This window comes from Polaromonas sp. P1_F2 (assembly GCF_056405735.1).
In genome coordinates, this window is the sequence record NZ_JBFUBN010000018.1 from 28,576 (window position 1) to 48,821 (window position 20,246).

The window sequence follows — 20,246 nt, forward strand, 5'->3', positions numbered from 1 at the left end:
CATTCGGCATGAATCAGCCGCCGGCCCTTGTCCAGTGGGCGCAAGCAGCCGCGTTTTGCGCGGCACCCACCCGTTTGACCCCTGCTCGCTCCATCCACGCGCCTACGCCCAGACCACGTCGCTGACCGATTCATTTCGGTCGGCCGCGCGCTGTCAAAAGCTCTCCGGCAATTCCTCCACGTTCGCACTGCGTCCCTCCGGCGTCGTTGGCCCATTTTGGGCATGTGATTGATGTTTCAGACATGACATCAAAACGAAGAACGATAAGGAAGGCTACCCATGAAACGGATGCTGGTAAACGCCACTCAGGCTGAAGAACGCCGCCTGGCGATCGTCGACGGACAAAAACTCCTCGACTACGAAATTGAAATCGAAGGGCGCGAACAGCGCAAGGGCAACATCTACAAGGCCGTCGTCACGCGCGTCGAGCCCTCGCTGGAAGCCTGCTTCGTCGACTACGGCGAAGACCGCCACGGCTTCCTGCCGTTCAAGGAAATCTCCAAGCAGTACTTCGCCCAGGGCGTGCCGGTCAGCCAGGCGCGCATCAACGACGTCATCAAGGAAGGCCAGGAACTGCTGGTCCAGGTCGAAAAGGAAGAACGCGGCAACAAGGGCGCGGCCCTCACCACCTTCGTCTCCCTGGCCGGCCGCTATGTGGTCCTGATGCCCAACAACCCGCGCGGCGGCGGCGTGAGCCGGCGCATCGAGGGCGACGATCGGGCCGAGCTCAAAGAAGCGATGGACCAGCTCGAGTACCCCAACGGCATGAGCATCATCGCCCGCACCGCCGGCATCGGCCGCAGCGCGCCTGAACTCCAGTGGGACCTGAACTACCTGCTCAAGCTCTGGACCGCCATTGACGGCGCCGGCAAGGGCGGCAAGGGCGCTTACCTGATTTACCAGGAATCCAGCCTCGTGATCCGCGCCATTCGCGACTACTTCAACAGCGACATCGGCGACATCCTGTTCGACACCGACGACGTCTACGAGCAGGCCAAGCAGTTCATGGCCCACGTGATGCCCGAGCACGAGCACCGCGTCAAACGCTACCGCGACGACGCGCCGCTGTTCAGCCGCTTCCAGATCGAGCACCAGATCGAATCGGCCTATGCCCGCACCGTGCAGCTGCCGTCCGGCGGCGCCATCGTGATCGACCACACCGAGGCCCTGGTCTCGGTCGACGTCAACTCGGCCCGCGCCATCAAGGGCGGCGACATCGAGGAAACCGCCACCCGCACCAACCTGGAAGCCGCCGATGAAGTCGCGCGCCAGATGCGCTTGCGCGACCTTGGCGGCCTGATCGTCATCGACTTTATCGACATGGAAGAGTCGCGCAACCGCCGCGACGTCGAAAACCGCCTGCGCGACGCGCTGCGACAGGATCGCGCCCGCGTGCAGTTCGGCACCATCAGCAAGTTCGGCCTCATGGAAATGAGCCGCCAGCGCCTGCGCCCGGCCCTGTCCGAAGGCGCATCGATCCCCTGCCCGCGTTGCGGCGGCTCCGGCCACATCCGCGACACCGAGAGCTCGGCGCTGCAGATCCTGCGCATCATCCAGGAAGAGTCCCTCAAGGACAGCACGGCCTCGGTGCTGTGCCAGGTCCCGGTCGACGTGGCCTCCTTCCTGCTCAACGAAAAGCGCTCCGAAATCGCCAAGATCGAGGTCAAGCAGCGCATCAACGTGCTGCTGGTGCCCAACAAGACGCTGGAAACCCCCAACTACCGCCTGGAACGCCTGAAGCACGACGACCCGCGCCTGGACAACATCGCCGCCAGCTACAAGATGGCCGACGAAATTGAGGACCCGACCACCGTCACGCGCCGCAGCCAGGAAAAGCACAACAAGCAGGAGCCCATCATCAAGGGCGTGTTGCCCGATGCGCCCGCCCCCGTGGCCCCGCCCAAGCCCGAAGCCGTGCCGCACGCGGCGCCCAAGGCCGCCGCCCGCCCCGCACCCGTGGCTCCGGCAGCGCCTGCTGAAAAAGGCTTCTTCGGCTGGATCAAGGGCCTGTTCGGCGGCGCCGAAGCACCGGCGCCTGCGGCCAAGGAAGTGAAAAAAGACGAGCGCGGCGAAGGCCGGCGCGAAGGCCGTGGCGCTGAAGGCCGCGGCGGCGAGCGCGGCGAGCGTTCGGACCGTGGTGGCGAGCGCGGCGGCCGTGACGGCCGGCGCGGTGGCCGCGGCCGCAGCGAAGGACGTGGCGAGGGCCGCGGCGCTGAAGGCCGTAGCGAAGGCCGCGAAGCACGCCCCGAAGGCCGTGGCGAACGTGGTGAAGGCCGCGGCGGCGAGCGCCGTGAGCGCAATGCCGAAGGCCGCCAGGAACGCCCAGCCGGTGAAGCCCGCGCCGAGGGCGCAGCCGACCAGCCGCGCGGCGACACCCCCAACCGTGAAGGCCGCGAAGGCGGCCGCAACCGCCGTGAACGCGGCGAGCGCGGCGGTGAACGCAGCGGCGAACGTGGTGAGCGCGGTGAACGCATCCAGCGCGACGCCGTCGAGCAGGACCTCGCACTGGCCAACCAGGCCGCCATGGCAGCCGCCATGGGAGGTGACATCGGCGAAGCACGCCAGGAACGCGCACCCCAGGACGGCGAGCGCCAGGGCAACCGCGAGCCGCGTGCTGACCGCGGAGAACGTGGTGAAGGCCGCCGTGAACGCGGTGACCGCAACGGCCGCCGTGGCGAGCGCCGCGGCGCAGACCGCCCCGAAGGCGCCGAAGGCCAGAACGCCCCCGCCGAAGGCGCGGCAGGCTTCAACCCCGACGCGCCCGCAGCAGCACCTCTGCTCGATGAAGCCGGCAATGTGATCGCCCCCGCGGCCAACGGCCAGGGCGACGAACAGCGCCAGCCGCGCGAGCGCCGCAGCCGCGACCGCTACGGCCGCGACCGGGATCGCCGCGAACGCGGTGAAAACGGCGAGCGCACCGAGCAGCAGCCCGCCGAAGGCGGCGTGGACGCAGCCCCGGCCGGTTTTTCCCAGCCCCGCCAGCAGCCCCAGGCTCCTGAAGAGCGCGCCCCGGCAGCCGCCGACTATGCGGCACCCGCAGCCGCGGTGACGCCTGCAGCGCCCTTTGTGCCCGCAACGGCACCGGCCCCCGCCTACATGGCACCCGTGGCCGTTGCCGTACCGGCGCCCGCGCCAGCACCTGTCGTGGCCGCCCCGGCGCCCGCACCGGTCCAGGCCGCGGCACCGGCACCAACGCCCGCTGGCATCAGCCTGCCCAAGGTCCAGTCCTATGCGCTTCCCCTGGATGAGCTGGCCCAGGTGGCCCAGTCCTCAGGCCTGCAGTGGGTGAATTCCGACGCGGCCAAGATCGCCGAGGTCAAGGCCGCCATCGCCGCCGAAACCAAGGCCGTGCACGTGCCGCGCGAGCGCCCGCCGCTGGTTGTGGCCGACGAAGGCCCGCTGGTGCTGGTCGAGACCAAACGCGACCTGGGCGCGATGTCCCTGCCCTTCGAAAAGTCGGCGGGCCAGTAAACGCCCCGACCCCGGCCGCCTCGGCGGCCACCCCCTGAAAAAGCCCGCGCATGCGGGCTTTTTTTATGCCCCGAAACTGGCCCTAGAATCAGTCCAACAAAACGACAAAGGGGGGAAGACGATGGACAACCCAACGCACGATGCGCGCTACGCACCGCCGCAGGCCGTGGTGGAAGACGTGGCCGACGCGAACCAGGGCCCGCAGCTGGCCAGCCGCGTTGAACGGCTTGGCGCCGTGATCCTCGACACGCTCTTCCAGAGCCTGGTGCTCTGGCTGGTGTCGCTGATGACCCCGTACAACCCCTGGGCCATGCAAGGAGTCGGCGCGTGGTCCTTCAACCCGTTGAGCATGGCCGTCGGCACCCTGGTCTTCCTGTTGCTCAACGGCTACCTGCTCGCGACGCGCGGCCAGACGATTGGCAAGGTCCTGCTCAAGATACGCATTACCAGGCCTTCGGGCGAAGCCGTTTCCCCTACACGCCTGGCCCTGCGCTACGGCGCGGGCTTCGTGGCCACCCTCATCATGGTCGTGGTCTGGATTTATTCGCTGATCGACTGCCTGATGATCTTTCGCAAGTCCCGCCGCTGCCTGCACGACGAGATCGCCGACACCATCGTCATCAAGGCCTGAGACCCCAGCCTGTGGCCACCGCGCGCCTTGACACGCTTTACACGGCCGAAACGCCGGAGGGCATCACCCTGTCCCTGCGGCCCGCCGGCATCGTCGCGCGCGGGCTGGCCTACCTGATCGACCTGGCCATACGCGGCTGCCTGTTCATCGCCGTGGCCATCACGGTCGGCGTGATGGGCAAGGCCGGGGTGGCAGTGCTGCTGCTCGCGTACTTTGGCCTCGAATGGTTTTATCCCGTGGTGTTCGAGCTAACCCGCGCGGCCGCCACCCCCGGCAAGCGGGCCATGGGACTGCGCGTGGTGATGGATTCGGGCCTGCCGGTGACGCCCGCCGCTTCGCTGACCCGCAACCTGTTGCGTGCCGCCGATTTCATGCCCGCGCTGTTCGGCGCCGGCCTGGTGTCCATGCTCTGGCGCAATGACAGCAAACGCCTGGGCGACCTGGCCGCCGGCACGCTGGTTGTTTTCACCGATGCCGTCAAGCTGCACGGCGAGGTGCCCTTGTCGCCGCCGCAGGCGCCCGCGCGGCCGCTGTCCGCCGCCGAGCAGGCCTCGGTGCTCGCCTGGGCTGGCCGCGCCACGCGACTGACGCCCGAGCGCCTCGGCGAGCTTGCCGCCCTGGCCGAGCCGGTGTTGGGCACAGGCGTGCCGGGCAGCAGCGCCACGCAACGCCTGCTGGGCGTGGCGCAATGGCTGATGGGCCGTCGCGAAGGGGACGCGAAGCGATGACACCTCTGCAATTTGAAGCGGCCTATGCGCCGCTCTGGACTGAACTCGAAACCGTCATCGGCGTCGCCGAAACCGAGCGCAAGTTCGACGGCGCGCGGCTGGCCACGCTTTACCGCCGCGTCTGCGAACACCTGGCGCTGGCGCAGGCCCGCGCCTATCCCGTGCACCTGACGCAACGGCTGGAGACCCTGACGCAAAGCGCCCACCGGCTGATCTACCGGCGCCACGACTACGGCCTGGCGCGCCTCGGGTGGCTGGTGCTGGTCGACTTCCCGCAGGCGGTGCGCGCGCACCGGGCCTACCTGCTGGTGTCGGCCCTGCTGTTCGTGGTGCCGCTGCTCGCCGCGGGCCTGGCCACCTATCGCGATCCGGGCTTCATCCTGCACCTGCTGGACGCGGCCCAGGTGCAGAACTTCGACAGCATGTACAGCGACAGCGCCAAGTCCTTCGGGCGCAACCGGGACGCCAGCGGCGACTGGCAGATGTTCGGCTTTTACGTCATGCACAACATCGGCATCGGCTTTCGCTGCTTTGCGGCCGGCATCTTCGGCGGCGTCGGCAGCGCCGCCGTGCTGCTGTTCAACGGCGTGCAGATAGGCGCCGTCGGCGGCTACCTGATCGCCTCCGGCCACGGGCAAAACTTCTGCTCCTTCGTCGTCACCCACGGCGCCTTCGAGCTGACCGCCATCGTGCTCGCCGGCGCGGCGGGGCTGCGCCTGGGCTATGCGCTGATCGCGCCGGGCCGGCACACGCGGCTCGAGGCGCTGCGGCTGGCCGCCCGCCACGCCATCGTGGTGGTCTACGGTGTCATCGGCCTGCTGCTGATCGCCGCCGCCGTCGAAGCCTTCTGGTCCTCGGCGCGCTGGGTCACCCCCGCCGTGAAATACGGCGCCGGCGCGGCCTGCTGGGCCCTGGTGTTCGCCTACCTGGGCTGGCAGGGACGGCCGCGCGCAGGCGCCGCGCCCGCGGGCGAAGGGCAGCGCCATGCAGGTTGATGCGCTGGCCGTCGCGCTGCGGCCGCGGCCCATGGCCGAGGCCGCCGACCTCGGCGTCGCGCTGGTGCGCCGCCACGCCGGCTCCATCTGGCGCACCTTCCTGCCCATGTATGTGGTGGTCATCGCGCTGGTGCTGTGCACCATCGAGTTCGCCTACTGGCTGCCCGGCCTGTTGATCTTCTGCCTCAAGCCCTGGTTCGACCGCAGCCTGCTGTTCATCCTGTCGCGCGCGGTGTTCGGCCAGTCCACGCGCTGGAAAGACCTCTGGGAGCAACGCGCCCAGGTGTGGGGCGGGCAATTGCTGCGCACGCTGCTGTGGCGGCGGCTGTCGCCCTGGCGCTCCTACACGCAGGCCGTGGACCAGCTCGAAGGCCAGCGCGGCGGCGCCAGGCGCAAGCGGCGCGACCAGCTGCTGCGCGGGCGGCGCGGTGCGGGCGCCGGCATGCAGCTGATTTTTTCCAACGTCGAGATCGCGCTGGAGTTCGCCCTTCTCTCCATCCTGTTCTGGTTCGCGCCCGAAGGCACCCTCTCTGAACTCTGGCGTTGGCTGATCGCTTCCGAGTCCACACTGCAAAGCCTCAGCCTCGCCCTGGTCTACGCCTTCGCCGTCGGCCTGGTCGAGCCCTTCTTCGTGGCGGCCGGCTTCGCGATGTACCTGAACCGCCGCGTCGAACTCGAAGCCTGGGACATCGAGCAGGAATTTCGCCGCGCCTTCACGCCCGCGCCGGCCGGGGGCAGCCCTTGACTGCCGCGCGTCACGCTGCCGCAAGATGCGCCCTCTGGCGGCGGGCCGCAGCCTGCGCCGTGCTGGCGGGCTGTGCCATGGGCATGCCCTCGTGGGCCAATCCACCCGCCGCGGCGCCGGGCGAAGCGCCCTCGCGCCAGCAGGTGCAGTCGGCCGCCGACCGGGTTCGCGCCGATCCCAATCTGCCCGGCAGCAAGAAAGAAAAAACCTTGAGCTTCAAGGACCGGGAGAAAAAGCCCGAAGACAAAAAGAAGGAGCGCGACAGCTTCGGCTGGCTCAAGGATTTTGTGACCACGGTGTCCGAAGGCGCGCGCCTGCTGGTGTGGGCGCTGGGCGCGCTGGCTCTAGCCTGGCTGGTGGTGGGCATACGGCGCTGGGTGAAGGTGCGGGCCGGCGGCGGCCGCCACCGCATGGCGCCCCTGCCCAGCCACATCGGCAGCCTGGACATACGCCCCGAAAGCCTGCCCGACGACGTGGGATCCGAAGTCGCCTCGCTCTGGCAGCGCGGCCAGCGGCGGCCCGCGCTGTCGCTGCTGTACCGCGGTGCGCTGTCGCGCCTGGTGCATCTGCACGAGGTGCCCATACGCCATGCCAGCACCGAGGGCGAATGCGTGGCGCTCAGCCAGGGGCGGCTGGCACCCATGTCGCTGGAATTCTTTTCGCGGCTGGTGGCTGCCTGGCAGCTGGCGGCCTACGGCGGCCGCCTGCCGCCCACCGCCGGCGTGCTGGCGCTGTGCGACGAATTTGACGCGCGGCTGGGCGCACCGGCCGGGCCGGCGAAGGCGGCGCCATGAGGGACCGGCTGATCCTCATCCTGCTCGGCGTGCTGCTGCTGGCCGGCGGCGTCTGGCTGATGTCGGCCACCGAATGGATCGACGTCGACGTCCCCACGCCGGCCAAGGGTGAGGCCCTCACCAACTCGCTGTACGCCACCGAAAAACTGCTGGGCGCCCTGGGGGCGAAAGTCGTGCGGCGCACAAGCCTGGACGCCATGCCGCCGCCGCAGGCGCGGCTGGTGCTGGTGTCGCGCAACTGGGACCTGTTTCCCGAGCGCAGCCAGCGCCTGCGCGCATGGGTGGCGCAAGGTGGACACCTGGTGATCCCCGGCTTCCTGGCCGGCCACGAATCGCTGAAGGGCTGGCTGCCCGTTACGGAGCAACGCCCCCTCAAGTTTGAGCCGCCCGCGATGCCGCCGCGCCCCTTGGGCAAGCCCGCCAAGGACACGGATTGCCGCGCGCTCGAGGAACCCGCCGACGTCACGTCCAGTTACGGCGACAGCCGGGTGTTTCGCGCCTGCGGCGCTTACTTCAGCTCCCAGTACCTGCCGGTGAACCGGCAGGCCGCGCCGCTGTGGGCGCTCCAGGGCATGGCCGGCACCGAGGCCGTGCGCGTGCAGGTCGGCCAGGGCACGGTCACCGTACTCGGCGGCTGGGGCCTGCTGAACAACAGCAACCTGCTGCGCGCCGACAACGCCCTGCTGGCGGCCGCGGCGCTGCAGGCGCGCCCCGGTGCCGAGTTCTGGTTTGTCGCCGAAGAGGCCAGGGAGCCCTTCGCGCCCTGGCTCTGGCACCAGGCCTGGGCGGCGTTGCTGCTGGGCCTGCTGGCCCTGGCGCTGGCCCTGTGGCGCGCCGGCGTGCGCTTCGGCCCGCTGGCGCCTTCGGCCCCCGCCCACCGGCGCTCCATGGCCGAGCAGGTGCGCGGCACAGCGCGCTTCCTGCATATGCACGGGCCCAAAGCCCTGCATGCGGCCCAGCTCCGCGCGCTGCACGCGTCGGCCGCGCGGCAGCTGCCGCGCTTTTCGCAGCTGGACCCGGCGCGCCGCACCCAGGAGATCGCGCGCGCCACCGGCCTGGACGCGCAGGTGCTGGAACGCGCGCAGGCCGACAGGGCGCGCAACCGCGGCGCGCTGGCCGCCGACCTCGAACTGATAGAAACCGCCCGCCGGCGGCTCGATGCGCGCGAACCCGCCGCATCACCGGCTCCTTCATCCGCTTCTTCATCCGCCTCTTCACCCTGAACCCGAGAAACCACCATGTCATCAATTCCCAACGAAGAACTGATACGCGCGGCCGAATGGCTGCAGACCCTGCGCCACGAAGTCGGCAAGGCCGTGGTCGGCCAGAAGGAAGCCGTCGACCAGACCTTGGTGGCGCTGGTCGCGTCCGGCCACGTGCTGATCGAGGGCGTGCCCGGGCTCGGCAAGACGCTGCTGGCGCGCGCACTCGCGCAGGCCATGAGCCTGCGTTATGCGCGCGTGCAGTTCACGCCCGACCTGATGCCCTCGGACATCACCGGCCATTCGGTGCTGGACCCGTCGACCCGCGGCGAATCCGGCATAGGCACGCTGCGCGTGCACCAGGGGCCGGTCTTCACCCACCTGCTGCTGGCCGATGAAATCAACCGCGCGCCGGCCAAGACGCAGAGCGCGCTGCTTGAGGTGATGCAGGAATACCAGGTCACGCTGGAAGGCCGGGCCATGCCGCTGCCGCGCCCCTTCATGGTGATGGCCACGCAAAACCCGATAGACACCGAAGGCACCTACCCCCTGCCCGAGGCGCAGCTGGATCGTTTCCTGCTCAAGATCAACATCGCCTTTCCCAGCCATGCCGAAGAAAAAGCCGTGGTGCAGCTCACCACCGGCCAGCGCGCCGGCAACCAGCTGCCGCTGGACGCCGTCAGGCCTTGCCTGGACGACGTGCAGGTGCTGGAACTGCAGCGCCTGGCCAGCCTGGTGCAGGCGCATGAACAGGTGATCGACTACGCGGTCCGCATCGCCCGCGCCACGCGCGACTGGCCCGGCCTCTCGTCCGGCGCGGGGCCGCGCGGCACCATGGCGCTGGTGCGCGCCGCGCGCGCCGGCGCGCTGATGGCCGGGCGCGACTTCATCACGCCCGACGACGTGGCGCGCCAGACCCTGCCGGCGCTGCGCCATCGCGTGATGATCTCGCCCGACGCGCAGCTCGAAGGCCTCAGCGTGGACGACCTGCTGCGCAGCGCCCAGGGCAGCGTGCAGGCGCCCCGCCTCTAAAGGCCGCATCGCATGCGCTGGCTGGTGATTCCCACGGCAGGCACGGTCCAGGCGCTGGCCGGCGCCGCCGTGGCCGCTTCCCTGGCCCTGCTTGCCGGCCTGCCGGTGGGCACGGTGGCCATGCTGGCCGGCGCCGTGCTGCTGCCGGCGCTGGCCTGGGCCTTGTTCGACCTCTGGCGCAGCCTGCGCCTGTGGCGGCAGGCGCCGCTGCGCATAGAGCGCACCTTGCCCGGGGCTTTTTCGCTGGGCGTGCCGACCGTGCTCACGCTGGTGCTGGTCAACGAAGGCCCGCGCGCCTGGGCCGTCACCGTGTTCGACGAGGTTGACCCGCGCTTTGCCTTCGAGGGCCTGCCGCAGTCCCTGCGCATCCCGCCGGCCTCGCGCGCCGAACTTCGCTACACGGTGACCGCGCGCGAACGCGGCGTGGCCCTGTTCGGCATCACCCAGCTGCGCTGGCGCAGCCGCGGCGGCTGCTTTGAAGTGCAGCAGCCGCTGGGCCAGCCCGGCAAGCTGCGCGTGTATCCCAACTTCGCCGCGTTGGCGCGCTACGCCTGGCTTTCCGGCGACCGGCGTCTGGCCCAGATCGGCATCAAGACCTATGTGCAGCGCGGGCTGGGCACCGATTTCCGCCAGCTGGCCGACTACAAGACCGGCGATTCGCTGCGCCACATCGACTGGAAAGCCACGCTGCGCCACCAGCGGCCCATCGTGCGCGAATTCCAGGACGACCGCGACCAGTGTGTGTTCTTCCTGCTCGACTGCGGCCGCCGCATGCGCGCCGATGAAGGCGGGCCCGAGCAGGACGGCCAGGGCAGCAGCCATTTCGACGAGGCCCTCAACGCGCTGATGCTGCTGAGCTATGTCGCCCTCAAGGAGGGCGACGAGGTCGGCGCGATGACCTTCGGCGGCGTGCCCGGGCAGCGCCGCGACTTCGCGCCGCGCAAGGGCGCGGCCACACTCAACGCCCTCATGAACCGCCTGCACGATATCCAGCCCGGCGCCATGCATTCGGACTACCTGCTGGCCGCGCAGGAACTGCTGCGCGTACAGCGCCGGCGCGCGCTGGTCATAGTGCTCACCAACTTCCGCGACGAGGACGCGGCTGAACTGCGCCCCGCGATCAAGCTGCTGCGCCGCCAGCACCTGGTGCTGGTGGCCAGCCTGCGCGAGCGCGTGCTGGGCCGCATCGCCGGCCAGGCCCTGTCCACCCCCGCGGACGCGGTGGACGTGGCGGCCGCCCACCTGTTCGCGCAGTCGCGGCGCGACGCCTTCGCGCGCGTGGTCGGCCAGGACCCGCTCTCCATGGATGTGGAGCCGGCGCAACTGGCCGTTTCGCTGGTCAACCGCTACCACGCGGTCAAGCGCGCCGGGCTGCTATAGAACCTGTTCACGGCCTAAACGGGGCCGCGTTGGGGTGCAATCGGGATGAGTGAGCCGACCGGGAACGCCGCATGGGCTAATGCCCATGCAAGGGCCTGGGTGGCTCAATCGCCCGACCGCCCAGCCGGCCGGCTGGGCGTCGTGCGGCTGCCCCAACGGGGATGCAAACGCGACCGCGTTTGCGTCACCCCAACCCGGAGGGCAAGTGCCTTCTCGGGCGGTCTGCGGCGTTGCGGCGCTTGCCCATAGCCGTGCTATGGGCTGGCGCACCGCGCCTTGCATCCCATCCCGAGAAGGGGCTTGCGCGGCCTCGTTTAGGCCGTGAACAGGTTCTGAGGGCTTCCACTGAGGCCACTACAACCCCGGCAACGGTTATCCTTCGGGTCTTAACAACAGGAGGGATGAGATGTCTGAAGCAGTGAACCCGTATGCAGCGCCCAAGGCCGTGGTGGCGGACGTTTATGACGATGAAGCGGGCGTGCAGCCCGTCAAGCTGTTTTCCGCCAAGGGGCGGGTCGGCCGGCTGCGCTACCTGGCCTACAACCTGGGCAGCTACATTCTCATGGTAGCGGCCGCCGCCGTGCTGGGCTTTATCGCCGGCGCCCTCGGTTTCCCCAAGGCAGCCGTCGTGCTCGGCATGCTGGCGGTCATCCCCTATTTCATCTTCATCGTGCTGATGACGATACAGCGCAGCCACGACATGGGATGGACCGGCTGGACGGCGATCCTGGCCCTGATTCCCTTTGTGGGACTGATCTGGCTTTTGAACCCGGGCACCAAGGGCGGCAACCGCTTCGGCGCCCCCCCGCCGCCCAACACCACGATGGTCAAGATCGGCGGTCTGGCCTTCCCCGTCATCATGGTGGTCGGCATCATCGCCGCCGTTGCCTTGCCGGCTTACCAGGGTTACACGCAGCGGGCCAAGGCGGCCCAGGTGGTCAAGCCTTAAACCTGCCGCAAGCGCGCGCGCCGGAAACTGTTTTCAGATCTGCGCGGCGCGCTTGTAGGCCTGGGCGGCCGCGGCTTCGTCTTCGCGCTGCTCGGCCAGCAAGGCCAGCGCACGCCAGGCATTGCGGTGCAGCGTGACGTCCTGCAGGGCCGGGGCGGCCTGCGACAGCAGTTGCCGGGCCTTGCCCCAGAGCTGGCGGTTCAGGCAGGCCATGCCCGCCAGGTACTGCAGGTTGGCGTCGCGCGGGCGGCTCAGCTGCGCCGCCTCGATGCGCGCCAGCCAGGCCGCATCCAGCGAATCCAGGCCGGCTTCCAGCACGCTGATCAGCTTGATGCGCAGGTTGTCGCCGATATCCGAGCGCGGCTGCATCATCGCGTCCCAGACCTGAAGCAGCCAGGCGCGCGCCAGTTCCGGCTCGCCGTGCAGCGCCATCAGGCGCGACGCGGCATGCACCACCAGCTCGGGCATGGCCCGCTCACCCTCGTCGAGTGAGAACCAGGCCTGCTGCAGCTGCGCCGGGTCGTGCGCGTCGTTGAGCAACTCCAGCGCCAGGCCGCGGACGATGCTTTGCGCCGCCGCCTGCGAAAACGCGCGGTGCTTGGCCAGCAGGCGCGCCGTTTCCAGCGCCTGCGAAGTCCGCCGCGCATGCCGCGAGGCGCGCAGCTTCATGCGCAGGGCCAGTGTGCGGCGCGATGCGCCCTGCGGCAGCTGGGCCAGCCAGTCGAGCGCGGCGCCGGCATCGCGGTCGTCCAGCGCCCAGCGCGCCGCGCGGAACTGCACGCCCTCGCGCACTTCCTGCGCGTGGCGCGGGGCCGAGCTTTGCAGTGCCTGGTGCAGGTGCTGGTCGCGCAGGCCCTTGTTCTGCAGGGACTGCGCGGCCTCGGCCACCAGCAGGTGGGCCAGCGCGCGCAGCTGGCTGCCGCGGCTGGCGCTGTGGCCTGTCACGTGGCCGTAGTGGTCGGCCAGCGGGCGCAGGCTTTTTTCCTGCGCCAGCGCGTTTTGCGCCGATTTTGTGGAGCGTATGTAGCGCCCGGCCAGCAGGTGGGCCAGCGAATCCATCAGGGCACCGTACATCGCGCGCTCTTTTTGCTGGGCGCGCCAGCGCCGCGCCTCGGCCGGCAGCGAGAACACCGCCGACACCGCGCGCAACGCCAGGTACAGCACGAAGAAAAGGCCGGCCAGCAGCAGCACCATCAGATTGAAGGAAATGTCGACCCGGTGCGGCGGCCAGAAAATGGTCACCACCGCCTGGTTGTTGCCCGCGAACAGCGCCACGGCAACCGCCACGCCAAAAAGGGCCAGTAGCCAGAGAGCGGCGCGCATGCGTGTGTCCTGCCTTTAGGGAAATCAGCGGCCCGCGGCCGCCGTGGCCAGCGCGGCCATGGTTTCGTCAAGGCGCGGCAGCTCACTGGTCTTGAGCTGCCCCTGCACCTGGGCCAGCAACTGGGCCGCGGCCTGTGTCTTGCGCGAGCTGGGGTCGAAATACTTGCCCAGCCAGGCGCCGGCGCTGGCAAGGTCGGCGCGCACCGAATCGGTCTGGCGCGACAGCAGTGCCAGGCGCGCATTGAGCAGGCGCAGCTTGAGGTTTTCGCGCAGGAAGAAAGACTGCTCGGGCGACAGCAGCGCCGCCTCGGGCTGCTCGATGCGGCTCACGCGCAGCAGCTTGCGCCCCTCTTCGCGCAGGTTGTCCAGCGTGCGCTGCGACCAGGCGTCGAACGAAACTTTGTCGAACAGGCCCATCGAAGGCTTGTCGGCCGCCGGGGCGCTGGCACCAGGGCGCACGGCGGGGGCGTGTACCGGCGCGCTCAGGGCCGGCGCCGCACGCAGGGAATTGTTGGCCACCATGGCATTGGCCACCGGCAGCTCGTCGGCCATGCGGGCGAGTTCGTCGAGCTTGAGCATCAGCACCGGCACGTCGGTCAGCGTCGCGGCCTTGATGCGGTCCATGTCGCGGGCGATGGCGCGCTGCAAAGGGTTCAGGCGCGGCTGGGCGGCGCGCGCCAGGCGCTGGTCGGCCGACTTGAGGGCTGCCAGCAGCGGCTCGGCGCTGCCCGTGAGCTGGGCCTGCTGCTGCGCCAGGCGCAGCGCGGACTCGACGTCCACCACCAGGTTTTCGTCGCGCGAGCGCGACAGGCTCTGCATCAATTCTTCAAGCTGGGTGCGCTGCAGGCTGACCTCGCTGATGCGGGTTTCCTGGATCGCCAGCCGCGCCGAGAGCTCGCGGGCGGCTTCCTGGGCCTGGCGCGCCAGGGCGCGCGCTTCGATGGACTGCGTGCCCGAATCCATGCTGCGGCGCGCCAGTTCTTCCTGGATATTGCCGAGCTTTTGCCACAGCAGGCCGCTGACCAGCAGGCCGCCGGCCGCCAGCACGCCTACCCCCAGCGCCCACTTGCGGGGCACCAGCCAGACGTCGGGGGCCACGATCGGCGGTTCAGCCACGACCAGCGCGCGCTCCAGCACAGGCTGGTTGTCGGGCGTGGAGGGGCTGGGCTGGGCTGTGTGGGGATCGCTCATGGATAAAGGGATTCTATCGAGGCCAATGTGTCCCTGATGTCCTTCAGGGCGGGACGTGACGCCACAACAACACCCCAGCCGGCGGCCCGCACGGCCTCCTCAATCCGCGGATGCGTGGCCACCGCGCGGGCCTTGCGCCAGTCGACGCCGGCCAGCGCCGGCAGGCGCATGAGGTTGGCCAGCGCTTCCGAACTGCTGAACAGCCAGACCGAGCCGTCCGCGCTGGCGGCGCGCGCGCGCTCAATCTGCCGGTCGCTGAGTTGAGGGGCTCTGCGCTGGTACACGCCGACAAAATCCACCTGCGCGCCAGCGGCTTCCCACTGGCGGGCGATCCAGTCGCGTCCCGACGATACCGCGCCGCCCGCGGCATCGGGGCTTTCGCCGCGCACCACCAGCACACGCCGGCCCCGCCAGTCACGCTCACCGACCACAGCCCACAGGGCTTCAGAGTCAAACTGCCCGGCGGAATCGTCCGGCGCATCGACCTGCGCGGCTGGCACGCCCGCCGCCAGCAGGGCCGCCACGGTGCCCGGCCCGGGCGCCATCAGCCGCAGGGAGGGCGGCAGGCCTTCAGCACTTGCCAGAGGGACTTTGAAAAAATACTCGACCGCATTGCCGCTGACGAACATGCAGGCCGCATAGCCGCCCAGCGCCTGCCGCGCCTGGGCCAGCGCGGCGCTGTCGGATGCAGGGGCGATGGCTATGAGCGGCAGGGCTTCGGCCGCGAAGCCCTCCTGCCGCAGTTGCTCCACCCAGTGTTGCGCATCGGCCGCCGGCCGCGTCACGATGACGGGGGCCGCACCGGCCGCAGGCGCCGGCATCCGCGGCATCAGGCGTCCGGGCCCTTGCCGGCCCACACGGCGCCGCCCGCGCGCAATTGCGCCGCCACGGCTTCACCCAGGGCCTCGGCCTCGGCGAAATTGCGCACCTGGGCGGTCCGATTCACCTGCACCAGCGGCGCCAGCGGGCCGGCGCCGGCCTGGGTGGGCGCCTCGGCTGTGGCCGGGTCGCCCCAGGCGGCATTGAGCTGCATCGCATCGCCCGCCGCCGCGCCCGGCGTGAAGGCCGCCAGCGGCATGGAGCAGCTGCCGCCCATGGCGCGCGACACCGTGCGCTCGGCCGTCACGGCCAGCCAGGTCGGCATATGCGCCAGCGCGGCCAGCGAGGCCAGCAGGTCGGCACGGTCGGCGCGCACTTCAATGCCCAATGCGCCCTGGCCCGCGGCGGGCAGCATCTGGGCCGGTTCAAAAGTGGCGCGTATGCGCGATTCCAGGCCCAGGCGCTTGAGGCCCGCGGCCGCCAGCACGATGGCGTGGTACTGGCCTTCGTCGAGCTTGCGCAGGCGCGTATCGAGGTTGCCGCGCAGCGGCTGTATCACCAGGTCGGGCCGCAAGGCCTTGAGCAGCACCAGCCGGCGCAGGCTGGAGGTGCCCACCACCGCGCCCTGCGGCAGATCGGCCAGCGTGGCGAATTGATTAGAGACAAAAGCATCGCGCGGGTCCTCGCGCTCCAGCACGCAGGCCAGCGCAAAGCCCTCTGGCAGGTCCATGGGCACGTCTTTCAGCGAATGCACGGCGATGTCGGCCCGGCCTTCGCTGAGCGCCACCTCGAGTTCCTTGACGAACAGGCCCTTGCCGCCGACCTTGCTCAGCGAGCGATCCAGGATCTGGTCGCCCTGGGTCGTCATGCCCAGCAGTTCGACCTGCCAGCCCAGGCGCGCCTGCAGCAGCGCCTTCACATGCTCGGCCTGCCACAGGGCCAGGCGGCTCTCGCGCGTGGCGATGACCACCTTCTTGATATCAGGGGACTTGGATTCAGACACTGCGGACACTCGTAACCTGCTGGTAATACTTGGGGGGAAGTGAATGCTAGCATGCGAGGATCAAGAACTAGAGGGTAGAGATGGTCACTTCCGCGCGCGCCAAGAAGCTACAACAACACGCCGGTGAGGGCGCCAGGGACGGCGCAGCCACCGCCGTTCCCAAGGCCTCTACCCGTTCACGGGACAACGAGCGCCCGCTGGTTGAAGATATTCGCCTGCTGGGCCGCATCCTCGGCGATGTGATCCGCGAACAGGAAGGCGTCGCCGCCTACGAGCTGATCGAGCAGGTGCGCAAACTGTCGGTCACCTTCCGGCGCGATGCCGACCCCGAAGCCGACAAGGCGCTCAAGAAGCTGCTCAAGGGCCTGTCGGGCGACCAGACCGTCAGCGTGATCCGCGCCTTCACCTACTTCAGCCACCTGGCCAACCTGGCCGAAGACCGCCACCACATACGCCGCCGCGCCGTGCACGAGCGCGCCGGCGACACCCAGGAAGGCAGCATCGAGGTCGCGCTGGCCCGGCTGCGCTGGGCCGGCATCTCGACCCGCACGATCTCCAACACGCTGGCGCACAGCTTCGTCTCGCCGGTGCTCACCGCCCACCCCACCGAAGTGCAGCGCAAAAGCATCCTCGACGCCGAGCGCGACATCGCCCAGCTGCTGACCGCGCGCGACGACATCAAGGCCCTGGCGCTGGCCCACAACGCCGCCAAGGACGCCCTCACGCCGCGCGAGCTGGCCGCCAACGAGGCGCAGCTGCGCGCCCGCGTGATGCAGCTGTGGCAAACCCGGCTGCTGCGTTTTTCCAAGCTCACCGTGGCCGACGAAATCGAGAACGCGCTGAGCTATTACGAAGCCACCTTCCTGCGTGAGATCCCCAAGCTCTACGCCAACCTCGAGCGTGAACTCGGCAACCAGCCGGTGCACAGCTTTTTGCGCATGGGCCAGTGGATAGGCGGCGACCGCGACGGCAACCCCAACGTCAGCGCCGAGACCCTCAACTACGCGCTGGGCCGGCAAGCCGAAGTGGCGCTGCGCCACTACCTGACCGAGGTCCACTTCCTGGGCGGCGAACTCTCGCAGTCGGCCATGCTGGTCGACTTCAGCCCCGAAATGCGCGCCCTCGCCGAAAGCTCGCCCGACACCAGCGAGCACCGCAAGGACGAACCCTACCGCCGCGCGCTGACCGGCGTCTACGCCCGACTGGCCGCGACCCTGAAAGACCTGACCGGCGGCGAGGCCGCGCGCCATGCCGTCGCGCCGCAAAACGCCTACCTGAAGTCCGAGGACTTCCTGGCCGATTTGCGCACAGTAGAAACCTCGCTCCGGGCCCACCACGGCGAAGCCATCGTCGCCCAGCGCCTGCACCCGCTGATACGCGCGGTCGAGGTCTTCGGCTTTCACCTGGCCACCGTCGATCTGCGCCAGAGCTCCGACAAGCACGAGGAAGTGGTGGCCGAATTGCTGGCCGTCGCGCGCATCGAAGCGCACTATGCCAAGCTCGATGAAGCCGCCAAGCGCGTGCTGCTGGTGGGCCTGCTCAACGACGCGCGGCCGCTGCGCGTGGTCGGCAGCGACTACTCGGCCCACGCGCAAAGCGAACTGGCGATTTTCGAAGCCGCCCGCACGGCGCGCGCGCGTTTCGGCAAGGAGGCGATACGCCACTACATCATCAGCCACACCGAAACCGTGAGCGATTTGCTCGAGGTGCTGCTGCTGCAAAAAGAAGTCGGCCTGATGCACGGCACCCTCGACGGCAACGCCACCAACGATCTGATCGTGGTGCCGCTGTTCGAAACCATCGAAGACCTGCGCAATGCCGCGCCCATCATGCGCGAGTTCTACGCGCTGCCCGGCATCGCCCAGCTGGTCAAGCGCAGCGGCGCCGAGCAGGACATCATGCTCGGCTACTCCGACAGCAACAAGGACGGCGGCATTTTCACCAGCAACTGGGAGCTCTACCGCGCCGAGATCGCGCTGGTCGAACTGTTCGACGTGCTGGCCAACTCGCACAACATCCAGCTGCGCATGTTCCACGGCCGCGGCGGCACGGTAGGCCGCGGCGGCGGCCCCAGCTACCAGGCCATCCTGGCCCAGCCGCCCGGCACGGTGCGCGGGCAGATACGCCTGACCGAACAGGGCGAGGTCATAGGCTCCAAATACGCGAATCCCGAGATCGGCCGGCGCAACCTGGAAACCCTGGTCGCCGCCACGCTGGAAGCCACGCTGCTGCAGCCGACCAAACCGGCGACCAAGGCCTTTTTGCAGGCCGCGGCCGGTTTGTCGGAAGCCAGCATGGCGGCCTACCGCGCGCTGGTTTACGACACCCCCGGCTTCACCGAATATTTCTTCAGCGCCACGCCGATACGCGAAATCGCAGAGCTCAACATCGGCTCGCGCCCGGCCTCGCGCAAGGCCTCGCAAAAGATCGAAGACCTGCGCGCCATTCCCTGGGGTTTCAGCTGGGGCCAGTGCCGCCTCACCCTGCCCGGCTGGTACGGCTTCGGCTCGGCCATCGCGCAGATGCTGAACGAAGGCGGCACACCCGCCGCGCGCAAGGAAGCGCTGGCCCTGCTGCAGAAGATGTACAAGCAGTGGCCCTTCTTTCGCACCCTGCTCAGCAACATGGACATGGTGCTGGCCAAGAGCGACCTGGCGCTGGCCTCGCGCTATTCCGAACTGGTGGGCGACGCGCGCCTGCGCAAAAAAATCTTCAGCGCCATCGAGGCCGAATGGCACCTCACGGCCGAAGCGCTGGGCCTGATCACCGGCGAAAAGCAGCGCCTGGCCGGCAACGCCGCGCTACAGCGATCGATCCGCCATCGCTTTCCCTACATCGATCCGTTGCACCATTTGCAGGTTGAGTTGGTGCGGCGGTATCGGGCTGGTCAGGCTGACCAGCGGGTACAGACGGGGATTCATATTTCGATTAATGGCATTGCGGCCGGCTTGCGGAATACGGGGTAAGGGCCGGTCTTGCTCCGGCGGTGTGCTCACTGCTGAGTGTTGCTGGCCGGGGGTAGCCCGGCGGCTACTCACTTTTCTTTTGCTTCGCCAAAAGAAAAGTAAGCAAAAGAAAAGGCGACCCTGGTTGCTGCGTCCCTGCGCTTCGCTGCGGGCAACCTGCGGTGCTCGGTCCAGACGGGGTCTCGCTAAACTCGCCTTCGGCTCAAACAACGCGATCCCTGATCCGTCTGGACCTCCGCTCCTCGGCGCATCCACAAGGGGTGGGGAAGGAATACCAAATCCAAATACCGAATACCTGAAGAAACAAGGACTCGCCACGGCGAGTCCTTGTTTGTCTTGGTTTGTTCTTTGTATTTTTATCCCCGCTCCCGCTCCCGATTGCCCCGTCCTGGCTGGGCCGAGGAGCGCAGAGACAAGCGGATCAGGGCCGGCGTTGTTTGAGCCGAAGGCGAGTTTAGCCGGACCCCGCTTGGCTCGAGCACCGCAGGTTGCCCGAAGCGAAGCGTAGGGACCCAGACTGCGGGTCGCCTTTTCTTTGGTGACTTTCTTTTGGCGAAGCAAAAGAAAGTTACTTGCCGCCGGGCAACCCCCGGCCAGCAGGATTCAGCAAAGGGCGCACCGGGTTGGCGGGCCGCAAAGGCGCCCAAAAACCCCCACTGTAGGCTTTGTCCTAGACCAACTCCAGCCTCTTCCGATGGCGCCGCCGGGCCGCGCTCCCTAGGATGGAGACAGCACGGCGCGATGCGGCATCCCGCGTCGCCGTGCTCCCCACCCCGGAGCGCAAAATCATGACCACCCTGGAGATCATGGCCGACAGGCCGTCGGCCCTTCACACCGATTTTGTTTCCACCGACGCCGCCGACCTGGCGTCGCACATGGACCAGTGCGCGCATTCGCGCGGCCGTTTCTTCACGCTCCAGACCGGCCTGCAATCCGCGCATTCCGTGATGTCGCCGCGCATCGTGACGGTCGCGCTCATCGTGGCGCTCTGCCTCGGCCTTTTTGCCATAGCCTGAG

The 20,246-nt window shown here is 68.9% G+C and carries 16 protein-coding genes; 12 read left to right on the forward strand and 4 right to left on the reverse strand.

The window, feature by feature from the left end; all coding sequences use genetic code 11:
* Positions 1 to 279: 279 nt before the first annotated feature.
* From AC1D0O_RS24110 to AC1D0O_RS24155, 10 genes are all read left to right on the forward strand, one after another.
* Positions 280 to 3,471 (forward strand): Rne/Rng family ribonuclease, encoded by a 3,192-nt coding sequence (locus AC1D0O_RS24110; RefSeq protein WP_477656013.1) that lies wholly within the window; start codon positions 280 to 282, stop codon positions 3,469 to 3,471.
* A 121-nt stretch (positions 3,472 to 3,592) separates the two neighbouring features.
* Positions 3,593 to 4,102, forward strand: a complete 510-nt coding sequence (locus tag AC1D0O_RS24115) for an RDD family protein (RefSeq protein ID WP_477656014.1) — start codon at positions 3,593 to 3,595, stop codon at positions 4,100 to 4,102.
* Between the two features lie 11 nt (positions 4,103 to 4,113).
* Positions 4,114 to 4,830 (forward strand): RDD family protein, encoded by a 717-nt coding sequence (locus AC1D0O_RS24120; RefSeq protein WP_477656015.1) that lies wholly within the window; start codon positions 4,114 to 4,116, stop codon positions 4,828 to 4,830.
* Positions 4,827 to 5,825 carry a stage II sporulation protein M gene (locus tag AC1D0O_RS24125; protein WP_477656016.1) on the forward strand — a complete coding sequence of 333 codons (999 nt, stop codon included), beginning with the start codon at positions 4,827 to 4,829 and terminating at the stop codon, positions 5,823 to 5,825. Before AC1D0O_RS24120 ends, AC1D0O_RS24125 begins: the two co-directional genes overlap by 4 nt.
* On the forward strand, positions 5,815 to 6,570 hold the full coding sequence (locus AC1D0O_RS24130) for a hypothetical protein (RefSeq protein ID WP_477656017.1): 756 nt from the start codon (positions 5,815 to 5,817) through the stop codon (positions 6,568 to 6,570). Before AC1D0O_RS24125 ends, AC1D0O_RS24130 begins: the two co-directional genes overlap by 11 nt.
* A gap of 77 nt (positions 6,571 to 6,647) precedes the next feature.
* Complete coding sequence (locus AC1D0O_RS24135) at positions 6,648 to 7,364, forward strand: DUF4129 domain-containing protein (RefSeq protein WP_477656018.1); 717 nt, start codon at positions 6,648 to 6,650, stop codon at positions 7,362 to 7,364.
* Positions 7,361 to 8,587 (forward strand): DUF4350 domain-containing protein, encoded by a 1,227-nt coding sequence (locus tag AC1D0O_RS24140; RefSeq protein ID WP_477656019.1) that lies wholly within the window; start codon positions 7,361 to 7,363, stop codon positions 8,585 to 8,587. Before AC1D0O_RS24135 ends, AC1D0O_RS24140 begins: the two co-directional genes overlap by 4 nt.
* A gap of 15 nt (positions 8,588 to 8,602) precedes the next feature.
* A complete protein-coding gene (locus AC1D0O_RS24145) occupies positions 8,603 to 9,598 on the forward strand; it encodes an AAA family ATPase (RefSeq protein WP_477656020.1) in 996 nt (331 codons plus the stop codon).
* Between the two features lie 12 nt (positions 9,599 to 9,610).
* On the forward strand, positions 9,611 to 10,978 hold the full coding sequence (locus AC1D0O_RS24150) for a DUF58 domain-containing protein (protein WP_477656021.1): 1,368 nt from the start codon (positions 9,611 to 9,613) through the stop codon (positions 10,976 to 10,978).
* A 406-nt stretch (positions 10,979 to 11,384) separates the two neighbouring features.
* Positions 11,385 to 11,927 carry a DUF805 domain-containing protein gene (locus tag AC1D0O_RS24155; protein WP_477656022.1) on the forward strand — a complete coding sequence of 181 codons (543 nt, stop codon included), beginning with the start codon at positions 11,385 to 11,387 and terminating at the stop codon, positions 11,925 to 11,927.
* 33 nt (positions 11,928 to 11,960) lie between these two features.
* On the opposite strand, the gene AC1D0O_RS24160 is transcribed toward AC1D0O_RS24155, so the two are convergent.
* Genes AC1D0O_RS24160 through hemC form a run of 4 tightly spaced genes read right to left on the reverse strand, consistent with a single transcriptional unit; the run spans position 11,961 to position 16,263 of the window.
* Complete coding sequence (locus tag AC1D0O_RS24160) at positions 11,961 to 13,250, reverse strand: heme biosynthesis HemY N-terminal domain-containing protein (RefSeq protein ID WP_477656023.1); 1,290 nt, start codon at positions 13,248 to 13,250, stop codon at positions 11,961 to 11,963.
* A gap of 24 nt (positions 13,251 to 13,274) precedes the next feature.
* On the reverse strand, positions 13,275 to 14,441 hold the full coding sequence (locus tag AC1D0O_RS24165) for a uroporphyrinogen-III C-methyltransferase (RefSeq protein ID WP_477656024.1): 1,167 nt from the start codon (positions 14,439 to 14,441) through the stop codon (positions 13,275 to 13,277).
* Positions 14,438 to 15,271 (reverse strand): uroporphyrinogen-III synthase, encoded by an 834-nt coding sequence (locus tag AC1D0O_RS24170; RefSeq protein WP_477656025.1) that lies wholly within the window; start codon positions 15,269 to 15,271, stop codon positions 14,438 to 14,440. The genes AC1D0O_RS24165 and AC1D0O_RS24170 overlap by 4 nt, the downstream gene beginning before the upstream one ends.
* Positions 15,271 to 16,263 (reverse strand): hydroxymethylbilane synthase, encoded by a 993-nt coding sequence (hemC, locus tag AC1D0O_RS24175; protein WP_477656026.1) that lies wholly within the window; start codon positions 16,261 to 16,263, stop codon positions 15,271 to 15,273. The genes AC1D0O_RS24170 and hemC overlap by 1 nt, the downstream gene beginning before the upstream one ends.
* Positions 16,264 to 16,343: 80 nt before the next feature.
* Here hemC and ppc point away from each other — a divergent pair, with 80 nt between their 5' ends.
* The gene (gene ppc / locus AC1D0O_RS24180) at positions 16,344 to 19,229 is read left to right on the forward strand and encodes a phosphoenolpyruvate carboxylase (RefSeq protein WP_477656027.1); all 2,886 of its coding nucleotides are present in this window, start codon (positions 16,344 to 16,346) and stop codon (positions 19,227 to 19,229) included.
* Positions 19,230 to 20,017: 788 nt separating this feature from the next.
* On the forward strand, positions 20,018 to 20,245 hold the full coding sequence (locus AC1D0O_RS24185) for a hypothetical protein (protein WP_477656028.1): 228 nt from the start codon (positions 20,018 to 20,020) through the stop codon (positions 20,243 to 20,245).
* The last annotated feature ends 1 nt before the right edge of the window (position 20,246 follow it).